Source organism: Micromonospora sp. CB01531, assembly GCF_001905095.1.
GTDB lineage: Bacteria > Actinomycetota > Actinomycetes > Mycobacteriales > Micromonosporaceae > Micromonospora.
Window position 1 is genome coordinate 103,428 of record NZ_LWLS01000062.1, and the last position, 26,193, is coordinate 129,620.

Below are 26,193 nucleotides of genomic sequence, written 5' to 3' on the forward strand. Positions count from 1 at the left end.
AACCCTGTCAGCCGGCGCTTGCGCAGCGCTTGCTGCGCGCTTGCTGAGCGCTTGCTGGAACCGTGCAAGCGATGGGCGACACCTCGCCCACCGCCTCGGACCTGCGGTCAGGCGGGCCGGTCCACCGAGTACAGCGGACGGGGCCCGCGCAGCCGATCCACGAAAAGGGCGGCACCCTGCTGCTGCCCGATCTCCAGCCCACGCCGCACGGCGGCGGACGCCGCCTCGCCGTCACCCAGCCGCTCCAGCGCCCGGGCCCGCAATCGGTACAGCTCGACCAGGAAGAACTCCTCGCCGTTGCGGTGCGACGCCTCGATGCCCCGGTCGATCGTGGCCAGCGCCTGATCGGGACGGCCGGCGAGCAGTTCCAGCTCGCCAAGCACCCCGAGCAGCAGGTGGCTGAACATGGCTCCCGCCCCGGCGAACACCTCGACCGCGGTCCGGACCTCGTCCATCCCGGCGGGATCGCCGCCGCGTACGCGGCCCCAGCCGAGCGGGCCGAGGGAGAACGCTTCGAGCTGGGCGAAGCCGCGTTCCCGGCAGATCGCGAGGCCCTCGGCCGCCGCGTCGAACGCGCCCGCCGCGTCGTCGAGCCACAGCCGCCGCCACGACTCCAGCACCTGCAGGTACGCCTTCGTGTACGGATCACCCAGCTCTTTGCCGCGCCGGCGCGCCGCCGCGGCCGTCTGCCCCGACTCCTCCCGGAGGCCGAGCATCGCCAGCACGATGGAGAGCCAGCCCCGGCTGGTGGCCGCGGGGTGCTGGAGGAAGATGTCCAGCCGCACGGCCTCGGCGTGCCGGTCGGCGAGCGGTACGCACGCCTCCAGTTCCGCCCGGGCCTCGGCGAGCCGGCCCTGATGCCAGCGGACCTGCCCCCGCGCGTGCAGGGCCGCGATGCGTAGCATGGCGTCGTCCCGCTCGACGGCGGCCAGGTCCAGCTCCACCACGGCCAGGTCGGCGTCGCCGATGCGCCCGCTCACCAACGCCGTGCCCCAGATCCCCCAGAGCGCGGAGAGCAGGTCGTCCACCGAGCCCGCCGCGCGGGACAGCGCAAGCGCGAGGCGGCGCTGCTCGGCGACGGCTGGCGCGTCGTAGCCCAGGGAGAGCGTGAGCAGCGAACCGAGGGCGGTGCGGGCCTGCAGCTCCAACTCCCGGCCCGGCTGGCCGGGCACCAGGACGATCCGGTCCAGCGCGGCCCGTAGATGCCGCTCGGCCTCGTCGAAGCCCCAGCGGCCACGGGCGTGTTCCGCGGCCAGCAGCGTGTGCTCGACACACCGCTGGGGGTCGGTGCCGCTGGCGGCCAGGTGGTGGGCCAGCACGGCCGCGTGCTCCGGCAGGCGATCCGGATACCGGGTCTCGATCGCGGCGGCCGCGCGGTCATGCAGCCGGGCCCGGCGGGACCGGGGCACCTCGGCGAGCAGCGTCTCCTGGACCAGAGCGTGCGCGAAACGGAACCGCGGGACCGCGGCCGCCTCCTCGCTGAGCAGACCCGAGCGCAGGGCCCGGTCCACGGCCGCGTCGATGGCCGGCGCGGGTACCCCGGAGACCGCCTCCAGCAGCGGCAGGTCGAAGACCCGCCCGGCCACCGCGGCGGCCTCGAGCACCGTCCGGTCCGCCTGCTCGACCCGGCGCAACCGCCGGGCCACCGCCTCGCGGATCCCCTGTGGCACGACGGGGTCGTCGAGGACCGCGTCGGGGCCGCCGAGACGGACCACCTGGGTGATGAAGAAGGGGTTGCCGTCGGTGCGTGCCGCCACCGCGCTCGCCACCTCCGGCGTCACCGGTCGACCCGTCGCCTCGGCGATGTACGTCCGTACGTCCTCCGCGCGGAGGCCGTGGAGGGTGACCCGGTGGGCCCCGACCCGGGCGAGACCGGCGAGCAGATGCCCGCTCGGGTCGTCGGCGACGTCGTTCGGCAGCCGCACCGTGGCCACGATGGCGACCGGCACCTCGCGTAGGTGGGCGGCGACAAGTTCGAGCAGGTAAAGCGACTCCTGGTCGGCCCAGTGCAGATCCTCGAGCACGACGAGCAGCGGTCGGCGCCGGGCGGCCGCGGCGAGCAGCGCCACGACGGCGTCGACGAGTTGGGCGCGGGCCTGGGCCGGGCTGGTCGTGTCGAGGCCCGCGTCGCGGGCGTCCGGGTCCGGCAGCAGGAGCGCTGCCGGGGCGGCCCGCCCGGACAGCAACTCCCTCCCGTCCGGGCCGTCCTCGACGATGTCGCGCAGCGCCTGCGTCCACGGCCACAGGTCCGGCGCGCCCTCGTGCTCCCAGCAGCGGCCCCACACGACGAGAGCACCCGCGGCGGTGGCGTGTACCGCGGCCTCCTCCGCCAACCGGGTTTTGCCGATGCCCGCCTCGCCGGTCAGCGTGACCACGGTGGTGACGCCGGCCCAGGCGGCGGCGAGCGCAGTGTCGAGGCGGGCCAGTTCCTCGTCGCGCCCCACCACGGGAGCCCGGGTCGGCGGCGCGACCGTTGGCCGGGCCGGCCTGGCGGGTGGGGCGGCGGGAGCCGGCTCGGCGGATTGCGGGCCGCGGGCCGCGGGTTGGGTGGCCCCAGCCGACCCGGAGGTTTGCGCGACCCGACCCGGCACGGCGGGTGGCGAGATACGGGCCGGAGCGGCGATGCCGACGGCGACCGGCAGATCGAGCACCGCGTCCTGGCGCAGCATCCGCTCGTACAGCTGCTGCAGCTCCCGGCCAGGGTCGACGCCGAGCTCCTCGGCGAGCAGGCTCCGGCCCTCGACGTAGATCGCGAGCGCCTCGGCCTGCCGACCGCTCCGGTAGAGCGCGAGCATCAGTGCGCCGCGCAGCCGCTCCCGCAGGGGCGCGCCGGTCACCGCGGCGAGCAGCTCGTCGGCGAGCCGCGCATGCCGGCCGACGGCGAGGTCGAGTTCGGCCGCGAGTTCCCGGGCCGACCAGCGCCCCTCGTCCAGTCGCACCGCCTCCGTCCGTACCGCCGGCACCGAGACGTCGGCGTAGGCCGGGCCCCGCCACAGGGCGAGTCCCTCGTCGAGCAGCTGGCGGGCGTCGGCGAACCGGCCGGCGTCGCGCAGCTCATGGGCGGCACGTACGGCCCGTTCGAAGCCGGTCACGTCGACGGCGTCGCCGGGGAGGGCCAGCAGGTAGCCGGGCGGCCGAGTGGCGAGGACCTCGGCGGCCGGCACGCCGGCCTCGTCGAGCAGCCGGCGCAGTCGCGAGACGTACGCCTGCAGGCTGCCCCGGGCGCTCGCCACCGGCTTGTCGGCCCACAGCCGGTCGACGAGGGTCCCGGCGGGCACCACCCGGTTGACGTCGAGCAGCAGGGCGGCGAGCAGCGTACGCAGCTGGGCGGCACCGAGGTCGAGCGGCACGTTCCCGACGCGCACGTCGACGGGTCCGAGCACGCGGACCACGAGCCCATCGATCCGCTGCCCGGCCACGCCGTCCACTTCGTCCCTCCCGCCGGTCGCACACCGTCCGGCAGACGCATGCTGCCAGAGCGGGTCGCGCGGGCGGCTCGACCATTCGGGCTGGCAACCGGGTGATCCGGGCCACGACACCCAGCGGGTCGGCCAGGAGGACAAGTACGACGGGAGGCGAGGGCATCAACCGCGTCCCGACCCGTACGCCAAGACGCGAACGGGCCGGGACCCCCCGTGGGTCCCGGCCCGTACGTCGACGGATCGTCAGCTCGTCGATCCGCCCTGCTTCTTGCGCCGCTCGTCGAGCCTGGCCCGGTCGATGCCGTGGTCCAACTGGTCGGCGAAGCGACCTTCTTTGATCTTGTCGGTGAAGCGGCTCTCGGTTATCCGATCGAACCGCTCGCGGATGTTCGCGGCCATCTTCTCCAGCCGGTCCTCCGCCTCCTGCGCCACCTTCTTCGCCGATTCCGTCATGGCTCCCCCTGCCAAGTGCGGAGTCCGGATTGAGTTGGTTGGGCCTGATTCACAGGTTAGCGGAGAGAGTGGCTGTCGGGCGCGGAACAGCCACTCATCCCGTGGAGCTGCACGGAATGAGTGGCTACGGGCGGCGGAGCGCAGGATCAGCGGTCGCCGGTGCGGCGTGGCCGCCAGACGACGAGCGCCGTCGAGGTGCGGTTGGTGGGCACGAGGTCGCCACGGGACAACCGGCCCAGCGACTCCAGCTCGGCGATCCGCCGGTACGCGGCGTCCAACTCCGCCTCCAGCCGGGCCACCCGCTGCTGGGCCTCCTCCAGCAGCCGTTCCAGGCCGATGATCCGCTTGACCCCGGCCAGGTTAATGCCGTCGTCCTGGCTGAGTCGCTGCACCTCGCGGAGCAGCACCACGTCCCGGACGCTGTACCGGCGGCCACCGCCGGACGCCCGGCCGGCCTGCACGAGGCCGAGCCGGTCGTACTGGCGCAGGGTCTGCGGGTGCATCCCCGCCATCCGGGCCGCGACCGAGATCATCAGGACCTTGGCCTCGTAGGCAGGGTCACCCGAGCCGACGAACTCCTCCGACATCCCCGCTCACCTCCGCTGCCTTCACTGGTCAACTGAACCGACGCACCCGGGCGTCGAGATGTTCCCGCGCGGCGGGCGGGGTCTGTTCCGCGAACGCCTCGAGCGCCGCCCGCGCCTCGTCCGACACCTTCGCCGGAACCACCACGTCGAGGGTGACCAGCAGGTCACCGGCGCGGTCGTCCTTGCGTACGACGCCCTTGCCCCGGGCCCGCAGCACCCGGCCGCTCGGAGTACCCGCCGGCACCCGCAGGGTCACCGTCCCGTCCAGGGTCGGTACGCGCAGGTCGGTGCCGAGCACCGCCTCCGCGAACGTGATCGGCACGGTCAAAGTCAGATCGTCCCCGGAGCGCCCGAACAGCTCGTCCGGGCGGACCTTCACGTGGACGAACAGGTCCCCCGCCGGGCCGCCCCGCTCGCCCGGTTCGCCCCGTCCGGCCAGCCGGATGCGCTGGCCGTCGGCCACCCCGGCCGGAAAGCGCACGTTCAGCGTGCGGGTCTTGGTGACCCCGCCCGTGCCGTGGCACTCCGGGCACTTCTCCTCGACGATCGTGCCGACGCCCTGGCAGTTGCGGCACGGCTCGGAGAAGCTGAACGACCCCTGGTTGCGGGTCGTCACCCCGGCGCCGTGGCAGACCGGGCAGGCCACCGGCTGGGTGCCCGGCTTGGCGCCGTTGCCGTGGCAGGTGTCGCAGACCCCGGGGGCGCGCAGCGTCAGCGGCAGCGTGACGCCGCGTACCGCGTCCTCGAAGTCGAGCGCCACCTCGGCCTCGACGTCCCGGCCGCGCGCCGGGCCGCGCGCGCGGGCCGGACCGGCGCCGCCGCCCGAGAAGATCGAGCTGAACAGGTCGGTGAACCCGCCGCCACCGAACCGGGTGTCGGTGCCGCCGGCCGCGCCGCCGAACAGGTCGGAGACGTCGAACGGCATGCCACCCGGCTGGCCGCCGGCACGGGCGTGGCGCCGGAACGCGCCCGAGCCGAACAGGGACCGCATCTCGTCGTACTCGCGGCGCTTCTTCTCGTCGCCGAGCACGGCGTACGCCTCGGAGACGGCCTTGAACCGCTCCTCGGCCTTCGGGTCGCCGGGGTTGTGGTCCGGGTGCGACTCCCGGGCCAGCTTCCGGTACGACTTCTTGATCTCGTCGGAGGAGGCGGACTTCTCCACGCCCAGCACGGCGTAGTAGTCCTTCTCGATCCAGTCCTTGGAACTCACCCGTCCACCCCCTTCCACGGGACGTACCCCGGTCGTCCCGCCCGCCCGGTGCGGGCGGGCGGGACGTCACGGGTCGGCACTACTCCGGGTCGGCGACCGCGACCAGGGCCGGCCGCAGCAGCCGTTCGCCGAGCTGGTAACCCCGGCGCATGACCTGCACGCAGGTCGGCTCGGTCACGTCGGCGGAGGTCTGGTGGGCCACCGCCTCGTGCCGGGTCGGGTCGAACGGGTCGCCCTGCTCGCCGAACGCGGTCAGGCCGAACTTGCCCAGCGCCGTGGTGAGCTGCTCGGCCACCGAGCCGAACCCGCCCACCAGGTCGCCGTGCTCGCGGGCCCGGTCCAGGTCGTCGAGGATCGGCAGCAGCGCGGCCAGCACCGAGCCGGTCGCCTGCTCCTGGACCAGGGCCCGGTCCCGGTCGACCCGCTTGCGGTAGTTGGCGTACTCGGCCGACACCCGCTGCACATCCCGGGTCCGCTCGTCCAGCTCGGCCCGGAGCGCCTCCAGCTCGGCACCGAGCGGCCCGCCCGGCTTTACGACCTCCTCGACCTCCTCGGTCGGCTCGGCCGGCGCGTCGACCACCGGCGGACCGGAGACCGGCGCCTCGGTCTCGATCTCGTCGACCACGACCTCGGTCTCCTCGACCAGCCCCTCGGCGGGTGCGTCGGCCGCGGCGTCCGCGGCTGCGGCGTCCGCCGCGGGCTGCTCGGTGGTCTTACCGATTCTGCGCTTGTCTCGGATGACGATCCGCGGCTCGTCGCCGGCACCCGGCCCGGCGGTCGCCGAGCCACCCGGCGCCGACCCGGTGGAGCCCGGGTCGGCCGCTCGTGGCTTCTCCGTCATGCGGCTACCTCATCCTTCTGCCGTGCGTTCGTGTCCGGGACGGAAGGTCACTTCTTGTCCTCGTCCACGATCTCCGCGTCGACCACGTCGTCGGCGCCGCCGGCCTTCGCGCCACCCGTGGCACCGGTCGCCCCGGCATCCGGCCCGGCCGCGCCCGGCGCACCCTGCTCGCCCTGCTGCTGCGAGTAGAGCAGCGAACCGGCCTGCTGGGAGACCTGGGCCAGCCGCTCGTGGGCCGCCTTGATCTTGTCGATGTCCTGGCCACCGAGCGCGCTACGCAGCTCGCCGAGCGCCTCGTTGAGCTGGTCCCGGTTCTCGCTGGGCAGCTTGTCGCCGCTCTCGGCGAGGAACTTCTCGGTCTGCCACTGGAGCGCCTCGGCCAGGTTGCGGGTCTCCGCCTCGTCGCGGCGCCGCTTGTCCTCGTCGGCGTGCTCCTCGGCGTCCCGGCGCATCCGCTCGATGTCGTCCTTCGGCAGCGAGGAGCCGCCGGTGATCGTCATCTTCTGCTCCTTGCCGGTGCCCAGGTCCTTGGCGTGCACGTTGACGATGCCGTTGGCGTCGATGTCGAAGGTGACCTCGATCTGCGGCACGCCGCGCGGCGCCGGCGGGAGGCCGGTCAGCTCGAAGGTGCCGAGCTTCTTGTTGTAGGCCGCGATGTCCCGCTCGCCCTGGAACACCTGGATCAGCACCGACGGCTGGTTGTCGTCCGCCGTGGTGAAGACCTCGGAGCGCTTGGTCGGGATGGTGGTGTTGCGCTCGATCAGCTTGGTGAAGATGCCGCCCTTGGTCTCGATGCCCAGGCTCAGCGGGGTCACGTCGAGGAGCAGGACGTCCTTCACCTCACCCTTGAGCACACCGGCCTGCAGGGCGGCGCCGACGGCGACGACCTCGTCCGGGTTCACGCCCTTGTTGGGCTCCTTGCCGGTGAGCTGCTTGACCAGGTCGGTCACGGCCGGCATCCGGGTCGAGCCGCCGACCAGGATGACGTGCTCGACGTCCGAGACCTTGATCCCGGCGTCCTTCACGGCCTGCTCGAACGGGCCCTTGCACCGGTCCAGCAGGTCCTGCGTCATCCGCTGGAACTCGGCGCGGCTCAGGGTCACGTCGAGGTGCAGCGGGCCGGCGGAACCGGCGGTGATGTACGGCAGGTTGATGTTGGTGGTGGTGGCGGCGGACAGCTCGATCTTGGCCTTCTCGGCCGCCTCGCGGAGCCGCTGGAGGGCCATCTTGTCCTGGGACAGGTCGATGCCGTGCTCGCCCCGGAAGGTCTTCACCAGGTGGTCGATGATCCGCTGGTCCCAGTCGTCACCACCGAGGTGGTTGTCACCGCTGGTGGACTTGACCTCGATGACGCCCTCGGCCAGCTCGAGCAGCGAGACGTCGAAGGTGCCGCCACCCAGGTCGAAGACCAGGACGGTCTGCTCCTTGGAGCCCTTGTCCAGGCCGTACGCCAGGGCGGCCGCGGTCGGCTCGTTGACGATCCGCAGCACGTTGAAGCCGGCGATCTCACCGGCCTCCTTGGTGGCCTGGCGCTGGCCGTCGTTGAAGTAGGCGGGGACGGTGATCACCGCGTCGGTGATCTGCTCGCCCAGGTACGCCTCGGCGTCCCGCTTGAGCTTCATCAGCGTGCGGGCCGAGATCTCCTGCGGGGTGTACTTCTTGCCGTCGATGTCGACGGTCCAGTTGGTGCCGATCTCCCGCTTGACCGAGCGGATGGTCCGGTCGGGGTTGGTCACCGCCTGGCGCTTGGCGACCTCACCGACGAGCACCTCCCCGTTGCGGGCGAACGCGACGATCGAGGGGGTCGTCCGCGAGCCCTCAGCGTTGGCGATGACGGTGGGCTCACCGCCCTCGAGAACGCTGACGCAGGAGTTCGTCGTGCCGAGGTCGATGCCGACCGCACGTGCCATGTTCGCTTCCTCGCTTCGTAACGGTGAGCAGGTCAGGGGCCTCGCCCGCGAGCTGCCCGGCGGGTCGCCCGCAGCGACCGCACCACAAGTTGAGTGGACCGGACTCAATAGTGCCACGCGGCCAGCAAACCGCAAGTCGAGGTTGAGTCGACCTGACGCAACCTGACCGTTATTACCGTCCGGTTGTCTTCCCTTGCATCGGTCGGGCACGCTTTAGCGGTGACGACGCATGGCGATTCCGCCACCCATTCCGGCACGCCCGCCGTCGCAGCCCGCTCCGGACCCGACGCCGGGGAGGACCCGCCCGCCTCCGGTGCCGAGGGCCTGCCCGCCGCGCTCGCCGGCCTGCGGGCCGCGATCGGGGCGATGCGGTTCCCGCTCACCCTGCCCTCGGCGGAGCCGGCCCGGCGCGCCGCCGCCGGCCTCACCGACCAGCTTGACGACTATCTGCTGCCCCGGCTCGCCCGACTCGACGCCCCGCTGCTGGTGGTGGTCGGCGGCTCGACCGGCGCCGGCAAGTCGACCCTGGTCAACAGCCTCGTCCAGGCGCGGGTGAGCGCCGCCGGGGTGCTCCGCCCCACCACCCGCTCGCCGGTGCTGGTCTGCAACCCGGCCGACGCCGCGTGGTTCCGCCGGGGCGACCTGCTGCCGGGCCTGACCCGGACCAACGAGCCGAGCGAACACCCGGGCACGCTGCACCTGGTCACCGCGCCCGCGCTCCCGGCCGGGCTGGCCTTCCTCGACGCGCCCGACATCGACTCGGTGGTCGACGCCAACCGGGCGCTCGCCGGGCAGCTCCTGGCCGCCGCCGACCTCTGGCTCTTCGTCACCACCGCCGCCCGGTACGCCGACGCCGTCCCCTGGGAGCTGCTGCGCGGCGCCCGGGCCCGCGGCACGGTGATCGCCATGGTCCTGGACCGGGTGCCGCCGGAGGCGACCGACGAGATCGCCGCCCACCTGTCGGAGATGCTCACCGCCCAGGACCTCGGCGCCGCGCCGCTCTTCGTGCTGCCGGAGACCTGGGTCGACGGGCAGGGGCTGCTCCCCGACAAGGTCACCGCCCCGCTGAGCGCCTGGTTCGCCCGGCTCGCGGCGGACGCCGAGGCCCGCTCCGCCGTCGTCCGGCAGACCCTGGACGGCGCGCTCGCCGCCCTGCACCCCGCCGTGGAGGGGCTGGCCGACGCCGCCGACGAGCAGGTGGCCGCCGCCGACGCGCTGGACGAGCGGGTGCGGGCGGCGTACCGGGGGGCGGAGCGGACCGTCGCGGAGGGGCTCAAGGACGGCCGGCTGCTCCGCGGCGAGGTGCTGGCCCGCTGGCAGGAGTTCGTCGGCACGGGCGAGTTCTTCCGCACCCTGGAAGCCCGGATCAGTCGGCTGCGCGACCGGGTGGTGGGCAGGTTCACCGGGCGTCCGGCCCCCGCGGCCGAATTGCGTACGGCCATCGAGTCCCAGCTCGTGACGCTGCTGCGCGGGGTGGCCGCCGAGGCGGCGGAGCACGCGTACACCGGGTGGAAGGCGCACCCGGCCGGCGCGGCGCTGCTCGAACCGGAGCTGGCCCACGCCTCGGCCGACCTGCCCGCGCGCGCCGAGCGACTCGTCCGCGACTGGCAGCGCGGGGTGCTGGAGCTGGTCCGGGCCGAGGGCGGGGAGCGCCGCTTCGTGGCCCGCACGGCCGCGTACGCGGTCAACGCCACCGGGCTGGCGGTCATGATCGGGGTGTTCGCCTCCACCGCCTTCATCCCGACCGGGCTGGAGGTCGCCACCGGCGCCGGCACCGCGGTCGCCGGGCAGGCGGTCCTGCAGGCGATCTTCGGGGACCAGGCGGTCCGGAACCTGGCGACCAAGGCCCGGGCGGACCTGCTCGACCGGGTCGGCACGCTGCTGGCGGAGGAGGCGGCCCGGCTCCTCGCCCGCACCGAGGCCTCCCGCCCGGGCGTCGAGGCCGGCGCCGACCTGCGCCGGGCGGCCAACGAGGTGGAGAAGGCCCGGCACCGCAGCGGCCTGACCCGCGCGGACGGGCCGGTACTGCCCGCCGTCGACCAGGGTGGCCACCGGTGAGCACGCCGATCGGAGGCCGGGCCGGGGCCCGGTCGGGACGCCGGCCGGCCGGGTCGGCCGGAGACGAAGGTGGGCCGAGGTGAGCAACATCGTCGGTCGGATGCGCGAGGCGTTCCGCGGCGACCAGCGGGTCGACCCGGACGCCCTGGTCACGCGCCTGCAGGCGGTCCAGCGCTTCCTCCAGGCGGTGGACGGCCAGGTGCCCGACTCCCAACTGATCACCGCGCACACCGTGGTCGAACGGGCCGGCACCCGGCTCGCGTTGTCCGGGCACCACACCGTGGTCGCCCTGGCCGGGGCGACCGGCAGCGGCAAGTCGAGCCTGTTCAACGCCCTCGCCCGGCTGGACCTCTCGCCGGTCGGCGTACGCCGGCCGACCACCGGGGTCGCGCACGCCTGCGTCTGGGGGCCGCTGGACGGCGCGGCCCGGCTGCTCGACTGGATCGGGGTGCTGCCCCGGCACCGGTTCGTCCGGGAGAGCGCCCTCGACGGCGACGACGAGTGGGCCCTGCACGGCCTGGTCCTGCTGGACCTGCCCGACTTCGACTCGGTGCAGCGCGCCCACCGGCTGGAGGTGGACCGGTTGCTCGGCCTGGTCGACCTGGTCGTCTGGGTGGTCGACCCGCAGAAGTACGCGGACCGCGTGATTCACACCGGCTACCTGCGCGAGTTCCACCGGCACAAGGACGTGACGGTGGTGGTGCTCAACCAGGCTGACCGGCTGCCCCCGGCCGAGCTGCCCCGGGTCCTCGGCGACCTGCGCCGGCTGCTCGACGCCGACGGGCTGACCGGGGTGCCGCTGTTGCCCACCGTGGCGGTGGACCCGGCCAGCCTGGACGGGCTCCGGGCCGAGCTGGAGCAGACGGTCGCCGAACGGCAGGCCGCCCTACGCCGGCTGACCGGCGACGTGGACGCGGTGGTGGCCGGGCTGGCGGAACTGGTGGGGCCGGAGCCGCCACGCACCGGCCCGGACGACCGCTCGACGAAGGAGCTCACCGCGGCGCTGGCCGGGGCGGCCGGGGTGCCGACGGTGGCCGAGGCGGTCGAGGCGGCGTACCGGCACCGGGCCGGCGGGACGACCGGCTGGCCGCTGGTCCGCGGCTGGCGGCGGCTCCGGCCGGACCCGCTGCGCCGGCTGCACCTGCCCGACGGCGACGCCGCCGCGCCGGCGGAGAGCCTGGTCGCGGCGACCTCCGTACCCGATGCCACCGCCGCGCAGCGGTCGGCGCTCAACCTGGCCGTCCGCGCGGTGGCCGACCGTTCCGCCGCGGACCTGCCGGTGCCCTGGCCGGGCGCGGTGACCGCCGCAGCCCGGTCCCGGCTGGCCGACCTGCCGGACGCGCTGGACCACGCGGTCGCCGCCACCGACCTGGGGATGGCCCGACGACCCACCTGGTGGCGGATCGTGGGCGGCCTCCAGTGGCTGGTCACCCTCGCCGCCCTGGCCGGGCTGGGCTGGCTGGTGCTGGGTTACGCGCTGCGCGCGCTGGGCCTGCCGGCGCTGGAGCAGCCGAGGCTCGGCGAGGTGCCCTGGCCGACCGTGCTGCTTATCGGCGGCCTGCTCGCCGGGCTGCTGCTGGCGGCGCTGAGCCGGCCGGTGATCCGGTGGGCTGCCGGGCGCGCCCGGCAGCGGGCCGAGGGGCGGCTGCTGACCTCGGTGGGCCGGGTCGGCGAGAAGTACGTGCTGGACCCGGTCCGGGTGGTGCTGGGCCGCTACGCCGAGGCCCGGCAGGCGCTGCAGGACGCCACCCGGCGCTGAGCCCGGGCGCGCTGGACCGTGTCCGGACCGGCCGACCGGCGTAGGGTCGGTGCATGGCCACGCCACAGACCCCCTACGAGGCGGTGCTGCACGCCGCTCGCGACGTGACGAGGCTCGACTCCGCCCTCGACGCCGAGATGCTCGGCGCCGCGCTGCTGGGCAGCGTCTACGCCGTGGCGGAGTCCGACCGGGAGACCGCCGTCCGCGAGTTCGTGGCCGGCTTCCTGGCCGCCACGTCCCGCCGCCGCAGCGCCGCCGCCACCACGATCCGCGCAGTCTTCGCCGCGCTGGTACCGGACGCCGAGGGCGCCACCCGGGTACGCCCCGGCGCGTACGCCCCGGCCTGGGCCGGACAGCTCGGCCGGGTGCACCTCACCGGCGCCTGGGCGTACGGGGACGTGTACGGCGACCAGACCTCCTACCTGGCCACGTTCGCGTACGACGACGACGAGGGTGGCCCGGAGCATGCCCTGGTGGCCCTGGTCGACCACAACATCGGCATCACCAAGGACGTCTTCGTCGGCGGTCCCGCCGGGCGGATCGTCGAGCAGGCCCGCCAGATCTGCACCGAGGACGAGCTGACCTGGTTCCGTACCGAGGACCCGGCCCGGATGCACGCGGAGGTGCGCCGGCACCTCGCGGTCACCGACGACCTCGGGGAGCTGCCCGCCCAGGGCTCCCTGGCCACCGACCGGGCGCTGGTCGGCGCGCGGTTGGCCGTCCTGCCGGGCCCGGCCCGGGCCGGCGCCGGGGACGTCCCGCCGCCCACCGACGCGGAACGGACCCGGCTGGTGCGGGCCTTTCTCGCCGCGCCGGAAGCCGCCCGGTTCGGCCTGGACACGGTGGCCGACGCGGAGCTGGCCTCGCTGCACTTCTGCCTGGGCCTGCTGCTCGACCACGCGGCCAGCTTCCCGGACGCCGACCCGATGCGTTGGAGCCCGACGGTGGCCGAGCTGTTCCTGCTTGACTGGGTGCACCGCCGGGCCGTGCTGGACATGGACGACGCGGCGATGCTGCCGCGGGTGCTGCGCGGCTGGGCGGCGTACGCGGCCCGCCAGCGGGGCCTGCCGGCGGCGGCGGTCCGGCGGACGGACGAGGCGATCGAGGAGATGGTCCCGGAGTTCGCCCGGCTCTACACCACCGGGGAGCGGCGCAGCCCCGCCACCGCCGCGGTCGCCCAGCTCATGGCGGACGGCGTCGACCCCGACGATCCGGCCGCCCTGGACGCCTGGATCGAGGCCAACCGGCACCGCCTCACCGACGACCCGGCCTGAGGCGCACCCGCACGCGACGCAGATTCCCGGAAACAGTGGCTTACCGCGCGCGGGAGGCGACTCTTTCCGGGAATCAGGGTGCTTCGGTCCGCAGCCGGCCGGTGGCCGGCACGGTGGCGCTCGGGCCCGGTTCGGCGGTGGGGCTGGGGGTCGGCCCGGGCGTCTCGTCGGGCGGCGCGCTGGTCGGCGGCGGCGAGTTGTCCGGTGAGGTGGTCGCGCTGGGGTCCGCGCTCGGGGTGGTGGAGGGATCGGTCGCCGGCGCGGAGATGGTGCTGGTCGGCTCGGCCGTGGGGCTCGGCGTCGGGTCCGGCGTGGCCGGGGTGGAGGCCGATGGCGAGGGTGACGGGACCGGCGACGGGCGCGGCAGGATGGTCGGCCTGGGGCGGGTGGGCACCTTCGCGGGTGCGGTGGGCCGGGGCCGCCGGCGCGAGCCCAGGTCGGCGTCGTCGGGCAGGGCCGGGGCGGCGGCGAGGGCCGGCAGACTGGCGGCGTCGGCCACGGGCGTCCGGGTGGGCACGACCGGGGGCTGGGTGCCCTGGATGACCACCGGGCCGACCGAGGGGGTCGGGATGAACGGGGTGCTGCTGTCCGGGAGGGCGCTGTTGCCCACGGTCGCCGACCCGGTGCTGATCGCGGCCAGGATCGGCATGGACGCGGTGCCGGCGAGCAACGCGACGGTGAAGAGATATCCCCGGCTCGGGGAGTTCAGGCCGGGCGCGCGGTGCGCCCCGACCACCCGGCGGTACGCGGCCCGGGGCGACGCGCGGTGGTGGCCGAGGAGCGGGGTACCAGGACCCTCTGCTGGCTGGGACACCGCACACTCCTCGTACGTCGACACGGCGGCACGCTCGTCCAAGCTGGACAAAGGCCATCAAACGCCTCGTCACGGAACACCAGTCAGCTTGAACCAGCGACGCTCAGTTCACCAGCCATCACCGCGTGTCGACACACCCGGTGTCCGTCGACTCATGAGAACTTGCGCGACAAAAAACCCATGCGTCGCGAACCAGACCGAACGTCACCGGCGGGGGAGGCCATACTGTGGGCCCGCTCACGACCTCTGCAATCATTCAGGCACGACGGCAACGCAGCCGCCACCTCCGCGTACCTCGCGGCGGTGCGGAACGGCGCCGGCGCTCCCGGGTCGGGTTCCCCCACGGACCCGGCTCACGCCGCGCGGCAACCCTCACCGGGGCTAGGCGCGGCCGCCAGGAACCAGCCCGGCTCGAGCCGGGCGGCGCACGATGTGCGCGGCACGGGTCACCCCCGGCGCCGGCGCAGACCAGACAGGGAGAGACGGATGGCAAAGGGCGACCCCGGGGTCACCAGCCGCGGCCGGCGGGCCGCACCCCGTTCCAAGCGTGCCGCCGCAGCAGGCGAGCCGGAACTCGTACAGCTGCTCACGCCCGACGGCGAGCGGATCGAGAGCGCACTCGGCCCGGACGGGACCGAGTACCGCGTCGACTTCACCGACGAGGAGTACCGCGGGCTCTACCGCGACCTCGTGCTGGTCCGCAAGCTCGACGCAGAGGCCACGGCGCTGCAGCGCCAGGGCGAGCTGGGCCTGTGGGCCAGCCTGCTGGGCCAGGAGGCGGCGCAGGTCGGCTCCGGCCGCGCGCTGCGCACCCAGGACATGGCCTTCCCCACCTACCGGGAGCACGGCGTCCTCTACTGCCGGGGCATCGACCCGATCATGCCGCTCGGCCTGTTCCGCGGCGTCGACCAGGGCGGATGGGACCCGAACGAGTTCAAGTTCAACATGTACACGATCGTCATCGGGGCGCAGACCCTCCACGCGACCGGGTACGCCATGGGTGTCGCCATGGACGGCAAGACCGGCAGCGACGACGGCGAGGCGGTGATCGCGTACTTCGGAGACGGTGCCACCAGCCAGGGCGACGTCAACGAGGCGTTCGTCTGGGCCAGCGTCTTCAACGCCCCGCTGGTCTTCTTCTGCCAGAACAACCAGTACGCCATCTCGGAGCCGCTGGAGCGGCAGACCCGCGTCCCGCTGTACCGGCGGGCGGGCGGCTTCGGCTTCCCCGGCGTCCGGGTGGACGGCAACGACGTGCTGGCGTCGTACGCGGTGACCCGGCACGCGCTGGACACCGCGCGGCACGGCCAGGGCCCGAGCCTGATCGAGGCCTACACCTACCGGATGGGGGCGCACACCACCTCCGACGACCCGACCCGCTACCGGATCGCCAGCGAGGTCGAGGCCTGGCGGGCCAAGGACCCGATCGCCCGGATGAAGGCGTTCCTGACCAAGCAGCAGATCGCCGACGAGTCGTTCTTCACCGAGATCGACGAGCAGGCCAAGGCCGAGTCGGTGCACCTGCGCGAGCGGGTGCTCGCCATGCCCAACCCGGAGCCGGTGACGATGTTCGACCACGTCTACCCCAACGGGTCGCCGGAGCTGGACGAGCAGCGGGCACAGTTCACGAAGTACATGGAGTCGTTCGAGGGGAGCGCGCACTGATGGCCACGGAGACGCTCACCCTCGGCAAGGCCCTCAACACCGGTCTGCGCAAGGCCCTGGAGAACGACCCGAAGGTCGTAATCATGGGCGAGGACGTCGGCAAGCTCGGCGGCGTGTTCCGGATCACCGACGGCCTGCAGAAGGACTTCGGCGACCAGCGGGTGATCGACACCCCGCTCGCCGAGTCCGGCATCATCGGCACCGCGGTCGGCCTGGCCATCCGCGGCTTCCGGCCGGTCTGCGAGATCCAGTTCGACGGCTTCGTCTACCCGGCGTACGACCAGATCGTGTCGCAGGTGGCGAAGATGCACTACCGCTCGCAGGGCAAGGTCCGGATCCCCATGGTCATCCGGATCCCGTACGGCGGCGGCATCGGCGCGGTCGAGCACCACTCGGAGTCGCCCGAGGCGTACTTCTCGCACACCGCCGGCCTGAAGGTGGTGACCTGCGCGAACCCCCAGGACGGCTACTCGATGATCCAGCAGGCGATCGCCTCGGACGACCCGATCGTGTTCCTGGAGCCGAAGCGCCGCTACTGGGAGAAGGGCCAGGTCGACGTGGACGCCCCGCTGGCCGAGGCGTACCCGCTGCACGCCGCCCGGGTTGCCCGGCCGGGCACCGACGCCACCGTGCTGGCGTACGGCCCGATGGTCCGCACCGCCCTCGACGCGGCCACCGCCGCCGCCGAGGACGGCCGGGAGTTGGAGGTCATCGACCTGCGCTCGCTCTCCCCGCTGGACCTGACCTCGGCGTACGAGTCGGTGAAGCGCACCGGGCGGTGCGTGGTCGTCCACGAGGCCCCGGGCAACCTGGGCCTCGGTGCCGAGATCGCGGCGCGGATCACCGAGGAGTGCTTCTACTCCCTGGAGTCCCCGGTGCTGCGGGTCACCGGCTTCGACACCCCCTACCCGGCCGCCCGGGTGGAGGAGGAGTACCTGCCCGACCTCGACCGGGTGCTCGACGCCGTCGACCGCACCTTCGGCTGGTGAGCGCGATGTCCCGGATCAAGGAGTTCAACCTCCCCGACCTGGGCGAGGGCCTGACCGAGGGCGAGATCCTCGCCTGGCTGGTCAAGGTGGGCGACGTGATCGAGCTGAACCAGCCGATCGTCGAGGTGGAGACCGCCAAGGCGGCGGTCGAGATCCCGGCGAAGTGGGCCGGCCAGGTGCAGGCGATCTTCCACCCGGAGGGGGCCACCGTCGAGGTCGGCACCCCGATCATCGCGATCGACACCGACCCGGGTGCCGGGCCGATCGAGGAGTCCACGACCGCCGGCCTGCCCACCCCGTCGGCGGCCTCGCTGGCCGCCGTCGAGATCGCGCCCGAGGAGGGCATGGTCGAACCGGGCCTGATCGGCGGCGCGGCACCGGGCGGGCGGACCGCCGTGCTGGTCGGCTACGGCCCGCGGAACGCGCCGGCCAAGCGCCGCCCGCGCAAGGGTGTCGTCCCGACCCAGGCCGCCGCGGCCCCGGTCCAGGCCGCCCCGGTTCCGGCTCCGGTGTCGCCCGCTCCGGTGGTGAACGGCACCGGCCGGGCCGGTGGGCCGGTGCTGGCCAAGCCGCCGGTCCGCAAGCTCGCCAAGGACCTCGGCGTCGACCTGGCCGCGCTGGCCGGCTCGGGCCCGCTGGGCTCGATCACCCGGGAGGACGTCCAGCGGGCCGCGTCGGCCCCGGCGGCGGCCGAGCCGCTGACGGTCGCGGCCCCGGCGGCCGCCAACTTCGGCGCCGACCGCGAGCAGCGCATCCCGGTCAAGGGGGTACGCAAGCTCACCGCGGAGAACATGTCCCGCTCGGCGTTCACCGCGCCGCACGTCACCGAGTTCCTGACAGTCGACGTGACCCGGGCGATGAAGGCCCTGGACCGGCTCCGCGAGCGGCGCGAGTGGCGGGACGTCCGCGTCTCGCCGCTGCTGCTGGTCGCCAAGGCGGTGCTGCTGGCGGTCAAGCGCCACCCGATGGTCAACTCGACCTGGGCCGGCGACGAGATCGTGGTGAAGGACTACGTCAACCTGGGCATCGCGGCGGCCACCGAGCGCGGCCTGATCGTGCCGAACATCAAGGACGCCGGCCGGCTCTCGCTGCGCGAGCTGGCGGACGCCCTGACCGCGCTGGTGCAGACGGCGAAGGCCGGCCGCACCTCCCCGGCCGACATGTCCGGCGGCACGCTGACCATCACCAACGTCGGCGTCTTCGGCGTCGACACCGGTACGCCGATCCTGCCCCCGGGCGAGTCGGCCATCCTCGCCTTCGGGGCCGTACGTGAGCTGCCGTGGGTACACAAGGGCAAGGTCAAGCCGCGCCTGGTCACCACGCTGGGCCTCTCCTTCGACCACCGGATCATCGACGGCGAGCTGGGCTCGAAGTTCCTCCGCGACATCGGGGACTTCCTGGCCGATCCGGAGGCGGCGCTGCTCGCCTGGACCTGACGGTCCACGACACCAGGCAACGGCCGGTGTGCCACGGGTGAACGCCCGGCACACCGGCCGTTGCCGTTGGGGAGACGAAATCGTCGGCAACGGAAGGGCGGCAGCCTACGATCCTTCGGCACGTGGCTCAGCTCACCTAATAATCGATGGAAGTTGGCCGCGTTACGTGCTTCAATAAGAGACATCAAGGGGCTGACAACCGAATAGCCAGGAGGAGAGACCCAGATGAGCATGATCAAGCGAATCCGCACCCGCCGCGACGCCAACCGCCGCGCCCGCGCCATCGAGCAGGCGCTGCGCTCCGCCAACTCGCCCGCGGTCCGCGAGGAGCTTCTCGCCATCGCCCAGCGTCACATGAGCTGACGCCCCCCAACTTTCCTCACCTCCTCCAGTTCGAAGACCCGCCCGGTCAACCCGGGCGGGTCTTCGGCGTTTCACATCGATTGACACCGGGATTCCACCTCGCCGCACCGCCCGGTACGGTGGGGCTCGGTCGCCACCCGCCCACCGCCGGACCGATCGCACCAACAGAAACCGATCGACAACATCCGGTCACGGCAAGTGACGACCGGGGCTCCCCCAGGCGCCTCCCGGCGGCCACCCGATACGGTGCGGGGAGCCCGCACGGCCGGTTACCCGCCGGCAACGCCGGCAACCGGCCGACGGTCCCGATCGGTATCGGTGGCCGACATGTGATGGAGGAGGCGTACCCATGACGTCCGAGGCCCCGAACCGCCCAGGCCAGGAGCCGGGCGAGGCGTCGTCGGGCGCCGGCGGACCGGCACCGTACGGCGACCATCCGGCGCAGCAGGGCAACGGGTACGGCGGAGCTCCCGACCTCGGCTGGGCACCGCCGCCGCCGGCCGGGCGGCCCGCCCCGTCGGCCCCCGCCTGGGGCGCACCGGACGACCAACCTGCCGCCTGGGCGCCACCGGGTGGCCAGGCCACCGGCCGGGCCACCGCGCAGGTGCCGCCGCCCGCCGAAGGTTGGGGTGGCCCCGCGCAGCCGGGCTGGGGAGCCCAGGAGCCGGGCACGCCTGCCTGGACCGCCAGCCCGCAGGCTGCCTCCCCCGAGCAGGGCGCGCCCGCCTGGGCCGCCGGCCCGTCGAATGCTTCCGCCGAGCCCGGCCCACCCGCCTGGGGGGCCACGCCGGGCGGGCCCGCCTGGGCCGCCGCCGCTCCGCCGGCCGGTTCGCCCGGCGAGCAGCCGGCCTGGGCGCAGTCCGGCGAGGCGGGCACCCGCGGCGCCGCCTCGGCCACCGCCCCGCACGAGGCGTGGGCCACCGGCCAGCAGGACGACGACCCGGCGCGCTCGGACGGCTGGCCCGCCGCGACCGGCCCGCAGGACGACCGCTCCGGCGGCTGGGCCGTCGGGACCGGCGCCCAGCAGCAGGACGACGCGAACCGCTCGGGCGGCTGGGGCGCGGCCCCGCAGGAAAACCAGCCGGCCTGGGGCCAGCCGGCCGAGCACCCCGCCCCCGCCTGGTCGCCCGCCGAGCCGCCCGCCCGCGCCACCGCCAAGGTCTCCGTACCGGGTGCGCCGGCCGAGAACGCCTGGCCCGGCCAGGACGACCCGGCCCACTCGGGCGGCTGGGACACCGGAGCGGCCGCCCCGCACGACGAGCCGGACCGGTCCGGCGGCTGGGCCGCCGGCCGAGCCGCCGAGGCCGGCCAGCAGCCCGGCTGGGCCTCCGCCGCCGTCCCGCCGCCCGGCGACCGGCCCGAGTCCGGGGCCTGGCCGTCGGCGGAGTCGCCGGCCCGGGCCAGCGCCTCGGTCCCGCCCCCCGACTCGCCGGCCTGGGGCGACAACCAGGACGGCCCCGCATCGTGGACGCCCGAACGGCCGCCCATTCCGGACGCCGAACCGTGGGCGCCCGGCGAGGCGTGGGGCCGGGCTGCCGAGGCCCAGCCCGAGGAGCCGCCGATCTACCAGCCGGCCCCCGGTCCCGGCATCTCCCCGGCCAACGCCGTGCCCCTCCCGCCGCAGGAGCAGCGGGTGCCGGGCGCCGCGCTGGCCGCGGCGCCGCCCGCCGACTACCTGCCGCCCGCGCAGTTCGCCCCGGCCGACCGGGACCCGTACGAGGCGGAGCAGTCGGGCGGCTGGGGTGCGCCGGAATCGGCGCACGACGAGCACCAGTCGCCGGCCGGGCCGGTGGTGCCGGGCCCGCGTACCTCACCGGAGGCAGGCGGTCACGTCTCCGCCAGCGCCTCGGTGCCGGTGACCAGCCGCGTGACGCCCCCAGCCGACCAGGCCCTGCACGCGGCCGGCGTGCCGGCCCCGCAGCCCAGGGTGTACGGCCGGCCCACCCGCCCCGAGCCGGAGGAAGCCCCCGGAGCGGACCGCTTCCCGGAGCCGGGCCCGCGCTTCGACGAGCACGGCCCGCTGTCGCGGACGGACGAGCCGGACCATCCGCACGGCTTCGCCGCGGCGCCCCCGGTGCCGTCCGCCCCGCCGTCCTCGCCCGCTGCCCCGCCGCCGTTCCCGCCCGGCGTGCCGTCCTTCGCCAACCCGCCCGGCAGCACCCGCCCGGTGAACGGGGTGCACCCGCCGAGCGACGGGCACGCCGGCGGTCACCCCGACCCGTACGGCCCTCCCGGCGGTCACCCCGACCCGTACGGCCCTCCCGGCGGTCACCCCGACCCGTTCGGCGGCACCGGCCCGAGTGACCCGTACGGCGGACCCGGCGGTCCGCACGACCCATTCGGCGGGTCGCCCGCCGGGCCGGGTGACCCGTACGGCGCGCCGGGAGGCGGTCGCGCGGCGGTTGCCGCACCGGGGCAGGGACCAATGGGCGAACCGGGCCCGGGCGGGTTCCCGCCCCCGTTCCCGCCGCCGCCCCAGCAGGCGCCGCCAGCCTGGCAGCAGGGCCCGGCCAACGAGCCGGAGCAGGGCCGCTTCGACGCGTTCAAGCCGGATGCCGAGCCGAAGACCGAGGCGCCCACGCCGAAGGTCCGCAACGGCCGGGTGCTGGCGGTCGTGCTGATCGCGGCGGTGCTGATCCTCGCCGTCCCGCTCGGCCTGCTCACCCTGCTCGGCAAGATCGGCGGGGACAACAAGCCGGCCGGGTTCGACCCGGCCGTGGGCTCCTGCGTCAAGCAGTCCGGCGCCAACGGCGCCGCGGCCGCCGACTGCGGCGAGCAGGGCGCGTTCACGGTCGCTCAGAAGGTCGACGCCAAGGAGAAGTGCGCCGACCCGACGCAGCCGCACGTGGTGCTCTCCGGCGACGGGGCGAACCGGGTGCTCTGCCTCAAGCCGGCCGGTAAGTAGCAACTGTCCGACGGCGGGGTCACGGTGGTCCGTGGCCCCGCCGTCGTCCGTTCCGGATGTGATCCACCCCGCTAAATCCGGCCGTTGTGGTCCGCTCGATGCCGCTCGCGGTGACCGTGCGCCGCGTCGAGGCCGTCGGCGAGCGGCGCAACGTCGAGCGGACGGCGATCGTCGGCGTCGGCGACCTCTCGGCCCCGGTCGGCCCGCTGGAGGTCTACCGCCTCCGCGACGGCCGCTACCGCACCTCGTCGGCGGCGCTGGTGCTTGGCCAGGCTGTCTCCCGCGTGCCGTTGCCTGCACCACGTCGCGCGGGGTGGGCTCCGATGGTGCGGCAAGATGGAGTCATGGCACCTCGAGTACGTGCGCCCGAGCTGCGCGGTCGTCGTTGGCTCAACACCGGAGGCCGCGACCTCTCGCTCGCCGACCTCCGAGGTCGTATCACCGTCTTAGACTTCTGGACCTTCTGCTGCATCAACTGCCTGCACGTGCTCGACGAGCTGCGCCCGCTCGAGGAGAAGTACGGCGACGTCCTGGTCGTGATCGGCGTGCACTCGCCGAAGTTCGAGCACGAGAAGGACCCGGAGGCGCTCGCGGCGGCCGTCGAGCGGTACGGCGTGCACCACCCGGTGCTCGACGACCCCGAGCTGGACATGTGGCAGCAGTACGCGGCCAAGGCCTGGCCGACGCTCTCGGTGGTCGACCCCGAGGGGTACGTGGTCGCCACCATGGCCGGCGAGGGGCACGCCGAGGGGCTGGCCAGGCTGATCGACGAGCTGATCGCCACCCACGAGGCGAAGGGCACCCTGCACCGGGGCGAGGGCCCGTACGTGCCGCCGGCCGAACCGGAGACGGCACTGCGCTTCCCCGGCAAGGCCGTCGTGCTCGACGGTGGCAACCTGCTGGTCTCCGACTCGGCCCGGCACTCCCTGGTCGAGCTGGCCTCGGACGGCGAGAAGGTGCTCCGCCGGATCGGTTCGGGCCCGCGGGGAGCCGACGACGGCCCGGCGGAGAGTGCCACCTTCTCCGAGCCGCAGGGGCTCTGCCTGCTTCCCGGGCACGTCGCCGAGGTGGCTGGGTATGACCTGGTCGTCGCGGACACCGTCAACCATCTGCTGCGCGGCGTGAAGCTGGCCACCGGCGAGGTGGTCACGGTCGCCGGCACCGGGCGGCAGTGGCGCTCGACGGTCGACGACCACGCCCACGACGCACTTTCGGTCGACCTCTCCTCGCCCTGGGACGTCGCCTGGTACGACGACAAGGTCGTCATCGCCATGGCCGGCATCCATCAGCTCTGGTGGTTCGACCCGATCAAGCGGACCGCCGGCATGTACGCCGGCACCACGGTCGAGGCGCTGCGCGACGGTCCGCTGCCGGACGTCTGGATGGCCCAGCCCTCCGGCCTCTCGGTCTCGGCGGACGGCACCCGGCTGTGGATCGCCGACAGCGAGACCAGCGCCGTCCGCTACGTCGAGAACGGGGTGATGCACACCTCCGTCGGGCAGGGACTCTTCGACTTCGGCCACGTCGACGGCCCGGCCGACCGGGCGTTGCTCCAGCATCCACTGGGGGTGTGCGCGCTGCCCGACGGTTCGGTGCTGATCGCCGACACGTACAACGGCGCGGTGCGCCGCTTCGATCCGGAGACCGAGCAGGTCGCCACGGTGGCGGACGGGCTGGCCGAGCCGAGCGACGTGGTGCTCACCGCCGAGGGCGAGGTGCTGGTGGTCGAGTCGGCCGCGCACCGGCTGACCCGCTTGGCCCCGGGGGCGCTCACTGCGGCCGGCGCGAACACCGTGGACGGCCCGCGGCACAAGCTGGAGCGCAAGCCCACTGACGTGGCGGCCGGCGAGCTGACCCTCGACGTGATCTTCACGCCCGCGCCGGGGCAGAAGCTGGACGAGACGTACGGCCCGTCGACCCGACTGGTGGTGTCGGCCTCCCCGCCGGAGCTGCTGGTCGAGGGGGCCGGGACGACCACCGACCTGTCCCGCCGGCTGGTGCTGAACGGTGCCGTCGCGCAGGGCGTGCTCCAGGTGACCGCCCAGGCGGCCACCTGCGACGCGGACGTCGAGCACGCGGCCTGCCACCTGACCCGGCAGGACTGGGGCGTACCGGTGCGGGTGGTCGACGGCGGCACCACCCGCCTCCCGCTGATCCTCCGCGGCCTCGACGAGGCCTGACCGCGCCCAAGATCCGCGCAGTTTCCCGGAAACTGTCGCCTCCTCGCGTGCTGAGGGGACTCTTTCCCTGACGTTGCGCGAATCTTGACGCGGGCGACGGGCGACGGGGGTCAGGCGAATGGGCGGAGGGGCACCCCGGCGTCGATGAGGGCGGCCCGGACCAGCTCGGCGCAGCGCACCGCGCCGGGGGTGTCCCCGTGCAGGCAGATCGACTCGACCACACACGGGACGACGCTGCCGTCGACCGCGACCACGGTCCGCTCGGTGGCCATTCGGACCGCCCGGGTGGCCGCCTCCTCCGGATCGGCGACCAGCGCGTTCGCGGCGGTCCGGGGCACCAGCGAGCCGTTGGGCAGGTAGTTGCGGTCGGCGAAGCCCTCGGCCACCACGCGCAGGCCCGCACCGACGGCGAGCTGGGCGAGCACCGAACCGGGCGGGCAGAGCAGCGGCAGCTCGTGGTCGTACCGGCTGACGGCGGCGACGAGCGCGGCCGCCTGAGCCTCGTCGCAGGCCGCCGCGTGGTAGAGCGCGCCGTGCGGCTTGAGGTAGCGCACCCGGGTGCGGAACAGCTTGCAGAAGGCGTCCAGCGCGCCGAGCTGGTAGATCGTCTCGTCGTGCAGCTCGGCGAAGTCGTACGCGATGTGCCGCCGGCCGAAGCCGGCGAGGTCCCGGTAGCCGACCTGGGCGCCGACCGCGACCCCGCGGTCGGCGGCGGCGGCGCAGACCCGGTGCATCGTGGACGGGTCGCCACCGTGGAAGCCGCAGGCGACGTTGGCGGAGGTGACCAGGTCCAGCAGCGCCTCGTCGTCACCGAGCCGCCAGATGCCGAATCCCTCGCCGAGGTCAGCGTTGAGGTCCATGGAACGTCACCGTAGTCCCTGGGCGGGCCTGTGCGAGCGGTGTCACGTCGTCCACCACCCCGATCACCGGGTAGCCGCCGGTGGTCGGGTGGTCGGCCAGGAAGATCAGGGGTTGGCCGTCGGGCGGCACCTGCACCGCGCCGAGGACGAGGCCCTCGCTGGGCAGTTCGCCGGGCAGCGCGCGGGGCAGCGCCGCGCCGATCAGTCGCGCGCCGACCCGGTTGCTCGCCGGACTGATCGCGTACGGGGTGGTGAACAGCAGGTCGAGGGCGGCCGGGGCGAACCAGTCGTGCCGCGGCCCGGGGCGGACGGCCAGCCGCACCTCGTCGGGGAGGGGCGGGCCGGCGATGACGTCCACCGGGGCGGGGTGACCGGCGGGCCGGCCGAGGGGCAGCCGGTCGCCGTCGCGTACCGGGGGCGGGCCGAGGCCGGCGAGCGTGTCGGTGGCGCGGCTGCCCAGCACCGGCGGCACGTCGATCCCGCCGGACACGGCCAGCCAGGTACGCAGCCCGGCGCGGGCGGGACCGATCCGCAGCACCGCCCCGGCGGGCAGCGACAGCGGCCGGCCCAGGTCGCCCGCCCTCCGGTCGGCGTGGACGTCCACCTCGGCGCCGGTGAGCGCCACGGTGACGGCCCGGGTGACGCGGAGCGCGCAGCCGGTCAGGGTGATCTCCAGTCCGGCGGCGGTCTCCGGGTTGCCGACGAGCCGGTTGGCCAGGCGCAGTGCGGCCGGGTCGAGCGCGCCGGAGCGGGGCACGCCGAGGTGGGCGTACCCGGGCCGGCCCTGGTCCTGCACGGTGGTGAGGGCACCGGCCCGAAGCACCTCGATCATGCGAGCCGGACCCGGGTGCCGGGGGTGAGCCGGGCCGGCGGGTCGGCGTGCACGTCGAAGAGCACCAGGTCGGTCCGCCCGACCAGCAGCCAGCCGCCGGGCGAGGCGGTCGGGTAGATCCCGGCGTACGGGCCGGCCAGCGCGATCGACCCGGCCGGCACCCGGGTACGCGGGGTGGCCAGCCGGGGCACGGCCAGCTCCGCCGGCAGCCCGGTCAGGTACGCGAACCCGGGCGCGAACCCGCAGAACGCCACCCGGAAGTCGGTACGCCGGAGCCGGTCCACCACGGCGGGCACGTCGACGCCCCAGTGCCCGGCGACGGTGGGCAGGTCGGCCCCGTCGTACACCGTGGGGACCTCGACCTCGGCGGCGGCGGCCGGGACGGCGTCGGCCCGCGGGGTCCACCCGGCGATCCGCGCGGCGGCCGCCTGCGGGTCCGGTACGCCGTCGAGCAGCACCGTGGCCGCCGCGGGGACGATCTCGACGGCGCTGAGTTCACCTGCCGCCCGCCGGCGCCACAGCTCGGCCCGCCACGCCTGGACCTGGTCGGGGTCGTCGCAGTCGAGCAGCAGGGCGTGGGCGCCGACGGGTCTGATCCGCATCCCGTCATCCTCGCGGTTCGATCCGTCCATCGG

At 74.5% G+C, this 26,193-nt stretch carries 19 protein-coding genes; 9 read left to right on the plus strand and 10 right to left on the minus strand.

Annotation, left to right across the window (positions count from 1 at the left end; translation table 11 throughout):
- Nucleotides 1-107 precede the first annotated feature (107 nt).
- The 6 genes from A6A27_RS46820 to dnaK all read right to left on the minus strand — a co-directional run bounded on the left by A6A27_RS46820 (nt 108) and on the right by dnaK (nt 8,423).
- Nucleotides 108-3,428, minus strand: a complete 3,321-nt coding sequence (locus A6A27_RS46820) for an AfsR/SARP family transcriptional regulator (protein WP_073835057.1) — start codon at nt 3,426-3,428, stop codon at nt 108-110.
- 237 nt (nt 3,429-3,665) lie between these two features.
- Nucleotides 3,666-3,875: a hypothetical protein gene (locus A6A27_RS14185; RefSeq protein ID WP_073835058.1), complete on the minus strand. Its 210-nt coding sequence runs from the start codon at nt 3,873-3,875 to the stop codon at nt 3,666-3,668.
- Between the two features lie 146 nt (nt 3,876-4,021).
- Entirely contained in the window at nt 4,022-4,462 is a 441-nt protein-coding gene (locus tag A6A27_RS14190) for a heat shock protein transcriptional repressor HspR (RefSeq protein ID WP_073835059.1), read from the minus strand.
- A 28-nt stretch (nt 4,463-4,490) separates the two neighbouring features.
- Nucleotides 4,491-5,672, minus strand: a complete 1,182-nt coding sequence (gene dnaJ, locus A6A27_RS14195; protein ID WP_073835060.1) for a molecular chaperone DnaJ — start codon at nt 5,670-5,672, stop codon at nt 4,491-4,493.
- Nucleotides 5,673-5,751: 79 nt separating this feature from the next.
- Complete coding sequence (gene grpE / locus A6A27_RS14200; RefSeq protein ID WP_073835061.1) at nt 5,752-6,513, minus strand: nucleotide exchange factor GrpE; 762 nt, start codon at nt 6,511-6,513, stop codon at nt 5,752-5,754.
- Between the two features lie 47 nt (nt 6,514-6,560).
- Nucleotides 6,561-8,423 (minus strand): molecular chaperone DnaK, encoded by a 1,863-nt coding sequence (dnaK, locus tag A6A27_RS14205; RefSeq protein WP_073835062.1) that lies wholly within the window; start codon nt 8,421-8,423, stop codon nt 6,561-6,563.
- 219 nt (nt 8,424-8,642) lie between these two features.
- Between dnaK and A6A27_RS14210 the strand changes: the two genes are divergently transcribed.
- The 3 genes from A6A27_RS14210 to A6A27_RS14220 all read left to right on the plus strand — a co-directional run bounded on the left by A6A27_RS14210 (nt 8,643) and on the right by A6A27_RS14220 (nt 13,514).
- The gene (locus tag A6A27_RS14210; protein WP_073835063.1) at nt 8,643-10,481 is read left to right on the plus strand and encodes a GTPase domain-containing protein; all 1,839 of its coding nucleotides are present in this window, start codon (nt 8,643-8,645) and stop codon (nt 10,479-10,481) included.
- A 100-nt stretch (nt 10,482-10,581) separates the two neighbouring features.
- The gene (locus A6A27_RS14215; RefSeq protein WP_073835102.1) at nt 10,582-12,240 is read left to right on the plus strand and encodes a GTPase; all 1,659 of its coding nucleotides are present in this window, start codon (nt 10,582-10,584) and stop codon (nt 12,238-12,240) included.
- A 53-nt stretch (nt 12,241-12,293) separates the two neighbouring features.
- Complete coding sequence (locus tag A6A27_RS14220) at nt 12,294-13,514, plus strand: hypothetical protein (RefSeq protein ID WP_073835064.1); 1,221 nt, start codon at nt 12,294-12,296, stop codon at nt 13,512-13,514.
- A 73-nt stretch (nt 13,515-13,587) separates the two neighbouring features.
- Here the strand turns inward: A6A27_RS14220 and A6A27_RS14225 are convergent, their stop codons facing one another.
- Nucleotides 13,588-14,328 carry a hypothetical protein gene (locus A6A27_RS14225; protein WP_143193994.1) on the minus strand — a complete coding sequence of 247 codons (741 nt, stop codon included), beginning with the start codon at nt 14,326-14,328 and terminating at the stop codon, nt 13,588-13,590.
- Between the two features lie 486 nt (nt 14,329-14,814).
- Between A6A27_RS14225 and pdhA the strand changes: the two genes are divergently transcribed.
- The 6 genes from pdhA to A6A27_RS14250 all read left to right on the plus strand — a co-directional run bounded on the left by pdhA (nt 14,815) and on the right by A6A27_RS14250 (nt 23,866).
- On the plus strand, nt 14,815-15,993 hold the full coding sequence (gene pdhA / locus A6A27_RS14230; protein ID WP_073835066.1) for a pyruvate dehydrogenase (acetyl-transferring) E1 component subunit alpha: 1,179 nt from the start codon (nt 14,815-14,817) through the stop codon (nt 15,991-15,993).
- The gene (locus tag A6A27_RS14235) at nt 15,993-16,982 is read left to right on the plus strand and encodes an alpha-ketoacid dehydrogenase subunit beta (RefSeq protein ID WP_073835067.1); all 990 of its coding nucleotides are present in this window, start codon (nt 15,993-15,995) and stop codon (nt 16,980-16,982) included. The genes pdhA and A6A27_RS14235 overlap by 1 nt, the downstream gene beginning before the upstream one ends.
- Nucleotides 16,983-16,987: 5 nt before the next feature.
- Nucleotides 16,988-18,418, plus strand: coding sequence for a dihydrolipoamide acetyltransferase family protein (locus A6A27_RS14240; RefSeq protein ID WP_073835068.1), 1,431 nt, complete (start codon nt 16,988-16,990; stop codon nt 18,416-18,418).
- A 225-nt stretch (nt 18,419-18,643) separates the two neighbouring features.
- Entirely contained in the window at nt 18,644-18,781 is a 138-nt protein-coding gene (locus tag A6A27_RS44995) for a hypothetical protein (protein WP_198940299.1), read from the plus strand.
- A gap of 349 nt (nt 18,782-19,130) precedes the next feature.
- Nucleotides 19,131-21,686: an LppU/SCO3897 family protein gene (locus A6A27_RS14245; protein WP_073835069.1), complete on the plus strand. Its 2,556-nt coding sequence runs from the start codon at nt 19,131-19,133 to the stop codon at nt 21,684-21,686.
- A 344-nt stretch (nt 21,687-22,030) separates the two neighbouring features.
- On the plus strand, nt 22,031-23,866 hold the full coding sequence (locus tag A6A27_RS14250; protein ID WP_073835103.1) for an NHL domain-containing thioredoxin family protein: 1,836 nt from the start codon (nt 22,031-22,033) through the stop codon (nt 23,864-23,866).
- A 110-nt stretch (nt 23,867-23,976) separates the two neighbouring features.
- On the opposite strand, the gene A6A27_RS14255 is transcribed toward A6A27_RS14250, so the two are convergent.
- From A6A27_RS14255 to A6A27_RS14265, 3 genes are read right to left on the minus strand one after another with little or no spacing between them, the layout of a single operon-like run.
- Nucleotides 23,977-24,726: a LamB/YcsF family protein gene (locus A6A27_RS14255; protein WP_073835070.1), complete on the minus strand. Its 750-nt coding sequence runs from the start codon at nt 24,724-24,726 to the stop codon at nt 23,977-23,979.
- Nucleotides 24,710-25,558, minus strand: coding sequence for a biotin-dependent carboxyltransferase family protein (locus A6A27_RS14260; protein WP_073835071.1), 849 nt, complete (start codon nt 25,556-25,558; stop codon nt 24,710-24,712). Before A6A27_RS14260 ends, A6A27_RS14255 begins: the two co-directional genes overlap by 17 nt.
- Complete coding sequence (locus tag A6A27_RS14265) at nt 25,555-26,160, minus strand: 5-oxoprolinase subunit B family protein (RefSeq protein ID WP_073835072.1); 606 nt, start codon at nt 26,158-26,160, stop codon at nt 25,555-25,557. The genes A6A27_RS14260 and A6A27_RS14265 overlap by 4 nt, the downstream gene beginning before the upstream one ends.
- Nucleotides 26,161-26,193: the final 33 nt, after the last annotated feature.

Excerpts from the sequence above, each read along its gene's own strand:
- A6A27_RS14240 (WP_073835068.1), top strand. The coding sequence starts at position 16,988 with ATGTCCCGGATCAAGGAGTTCAACCTCCCCGACCTGGGCGAGGGCCTG.
- pdhA (WP_073835066.1), top strand. The coding sequence starts at position 14,815 with ATGGCAAAGGGCGACCCCGGGGTCACCAGCCGCGGCCGGCGGGCCGCA.
- A6A27_RS14190 (WP_073835059.1), bottom strand. The coding sequence starts at position 4,462 with ATGTCGGAGGAGTTCGTCGGCTCGGGTGACCCTGCCTACGAGGCCAAG.
- A6A27_RS14220 (WP_073835064.1), top strand. The coding sequence starts at position 12,294 with ATGGCCACGCCACAGACCCCCTACGAGGCGGTGCTGCACGCCGCTCGC.
- A6A27_RS14255 (WP_073835070.1), bottom strand. The coding sequence starts at position 24,726 with ATGGACCTCAACGCTGACCTCGGCGAGGGATTCGGCATCTGGCGGCTC.
- dnaK (WP_073835062.1), bottom strand. The coding sequence starts at position 8,423 with ATGGCACGTGCGGTCGGCATCGACCTCGGCACGACGAACTCCTGCGTC.
- A6A27_RS14245 (WP_073835069.1), top strand. The coding sequence starts at position 19,131 with ATGACGTCCGAGGCCCCGAACCGCCCAGGCCAGGAGCCGGGCGAGGCG.
- A6A27_RS14235 (WP_073835067.1), top strand. The coding sequence starts at position 15,993 with ATGGCCACGGAGACGCTCACCCTCGGCAAGGCCCTCAACACCGGTCTG.
- A6A27_RS14265 (WP_073835072.1), bottom strand. The coding sequence starts at position 26,160 with ATGCGGATCAGACCCGTCGGCGCCCACGCCCTGCTGCTCGACTGCGAC.
- grpE (WP_073835061.1), bottom strand. The coding sequence starts at position 6,513 with ATGACGGAGAAGCCACGAGCGGCCGACCCGGGCTCCACCGGGTCGGCG.
- A6A27_RS44995 (WP_198940299.1), top strand. The coding sequence starts at position 18,644 with ATGAGCATGATCAAGCGAATCCGCACCCGCCGCGACGCCAACCGCCGC.
- A6A27_RS14215 (WP_073835102.1), top strand. The coding sequence starts at position 10,582 with ATGCGCGAGGCGTTCCGCGGCGACCAGCGGGTCGACCCGGACGCCCTG.
- A6A27_RS14185 (WP_073835058.1), bottom strand. The coding sequence starts at position 3,875 with ATGACGGAATCGGCGAAGAAGGTGGCGCAGGAGGCGGAGGACCGGCTG.
- A6A27_RS14260 (WP_073835071.1), bottom strand. The coding sequence starts at position 25,558 with ATGATCGAGGTGCTTCGGGCCGGTGCCCTCACCACCGTGCAGGACCAG.
- A6A27_RS14250 (WP_073835103.1), top strand. The coding sequence starts at position 22,031 with ATGGCACCTCGAGTACGTGCGCCCGAGCTGCGCGGTCGTCGTTGGCTC.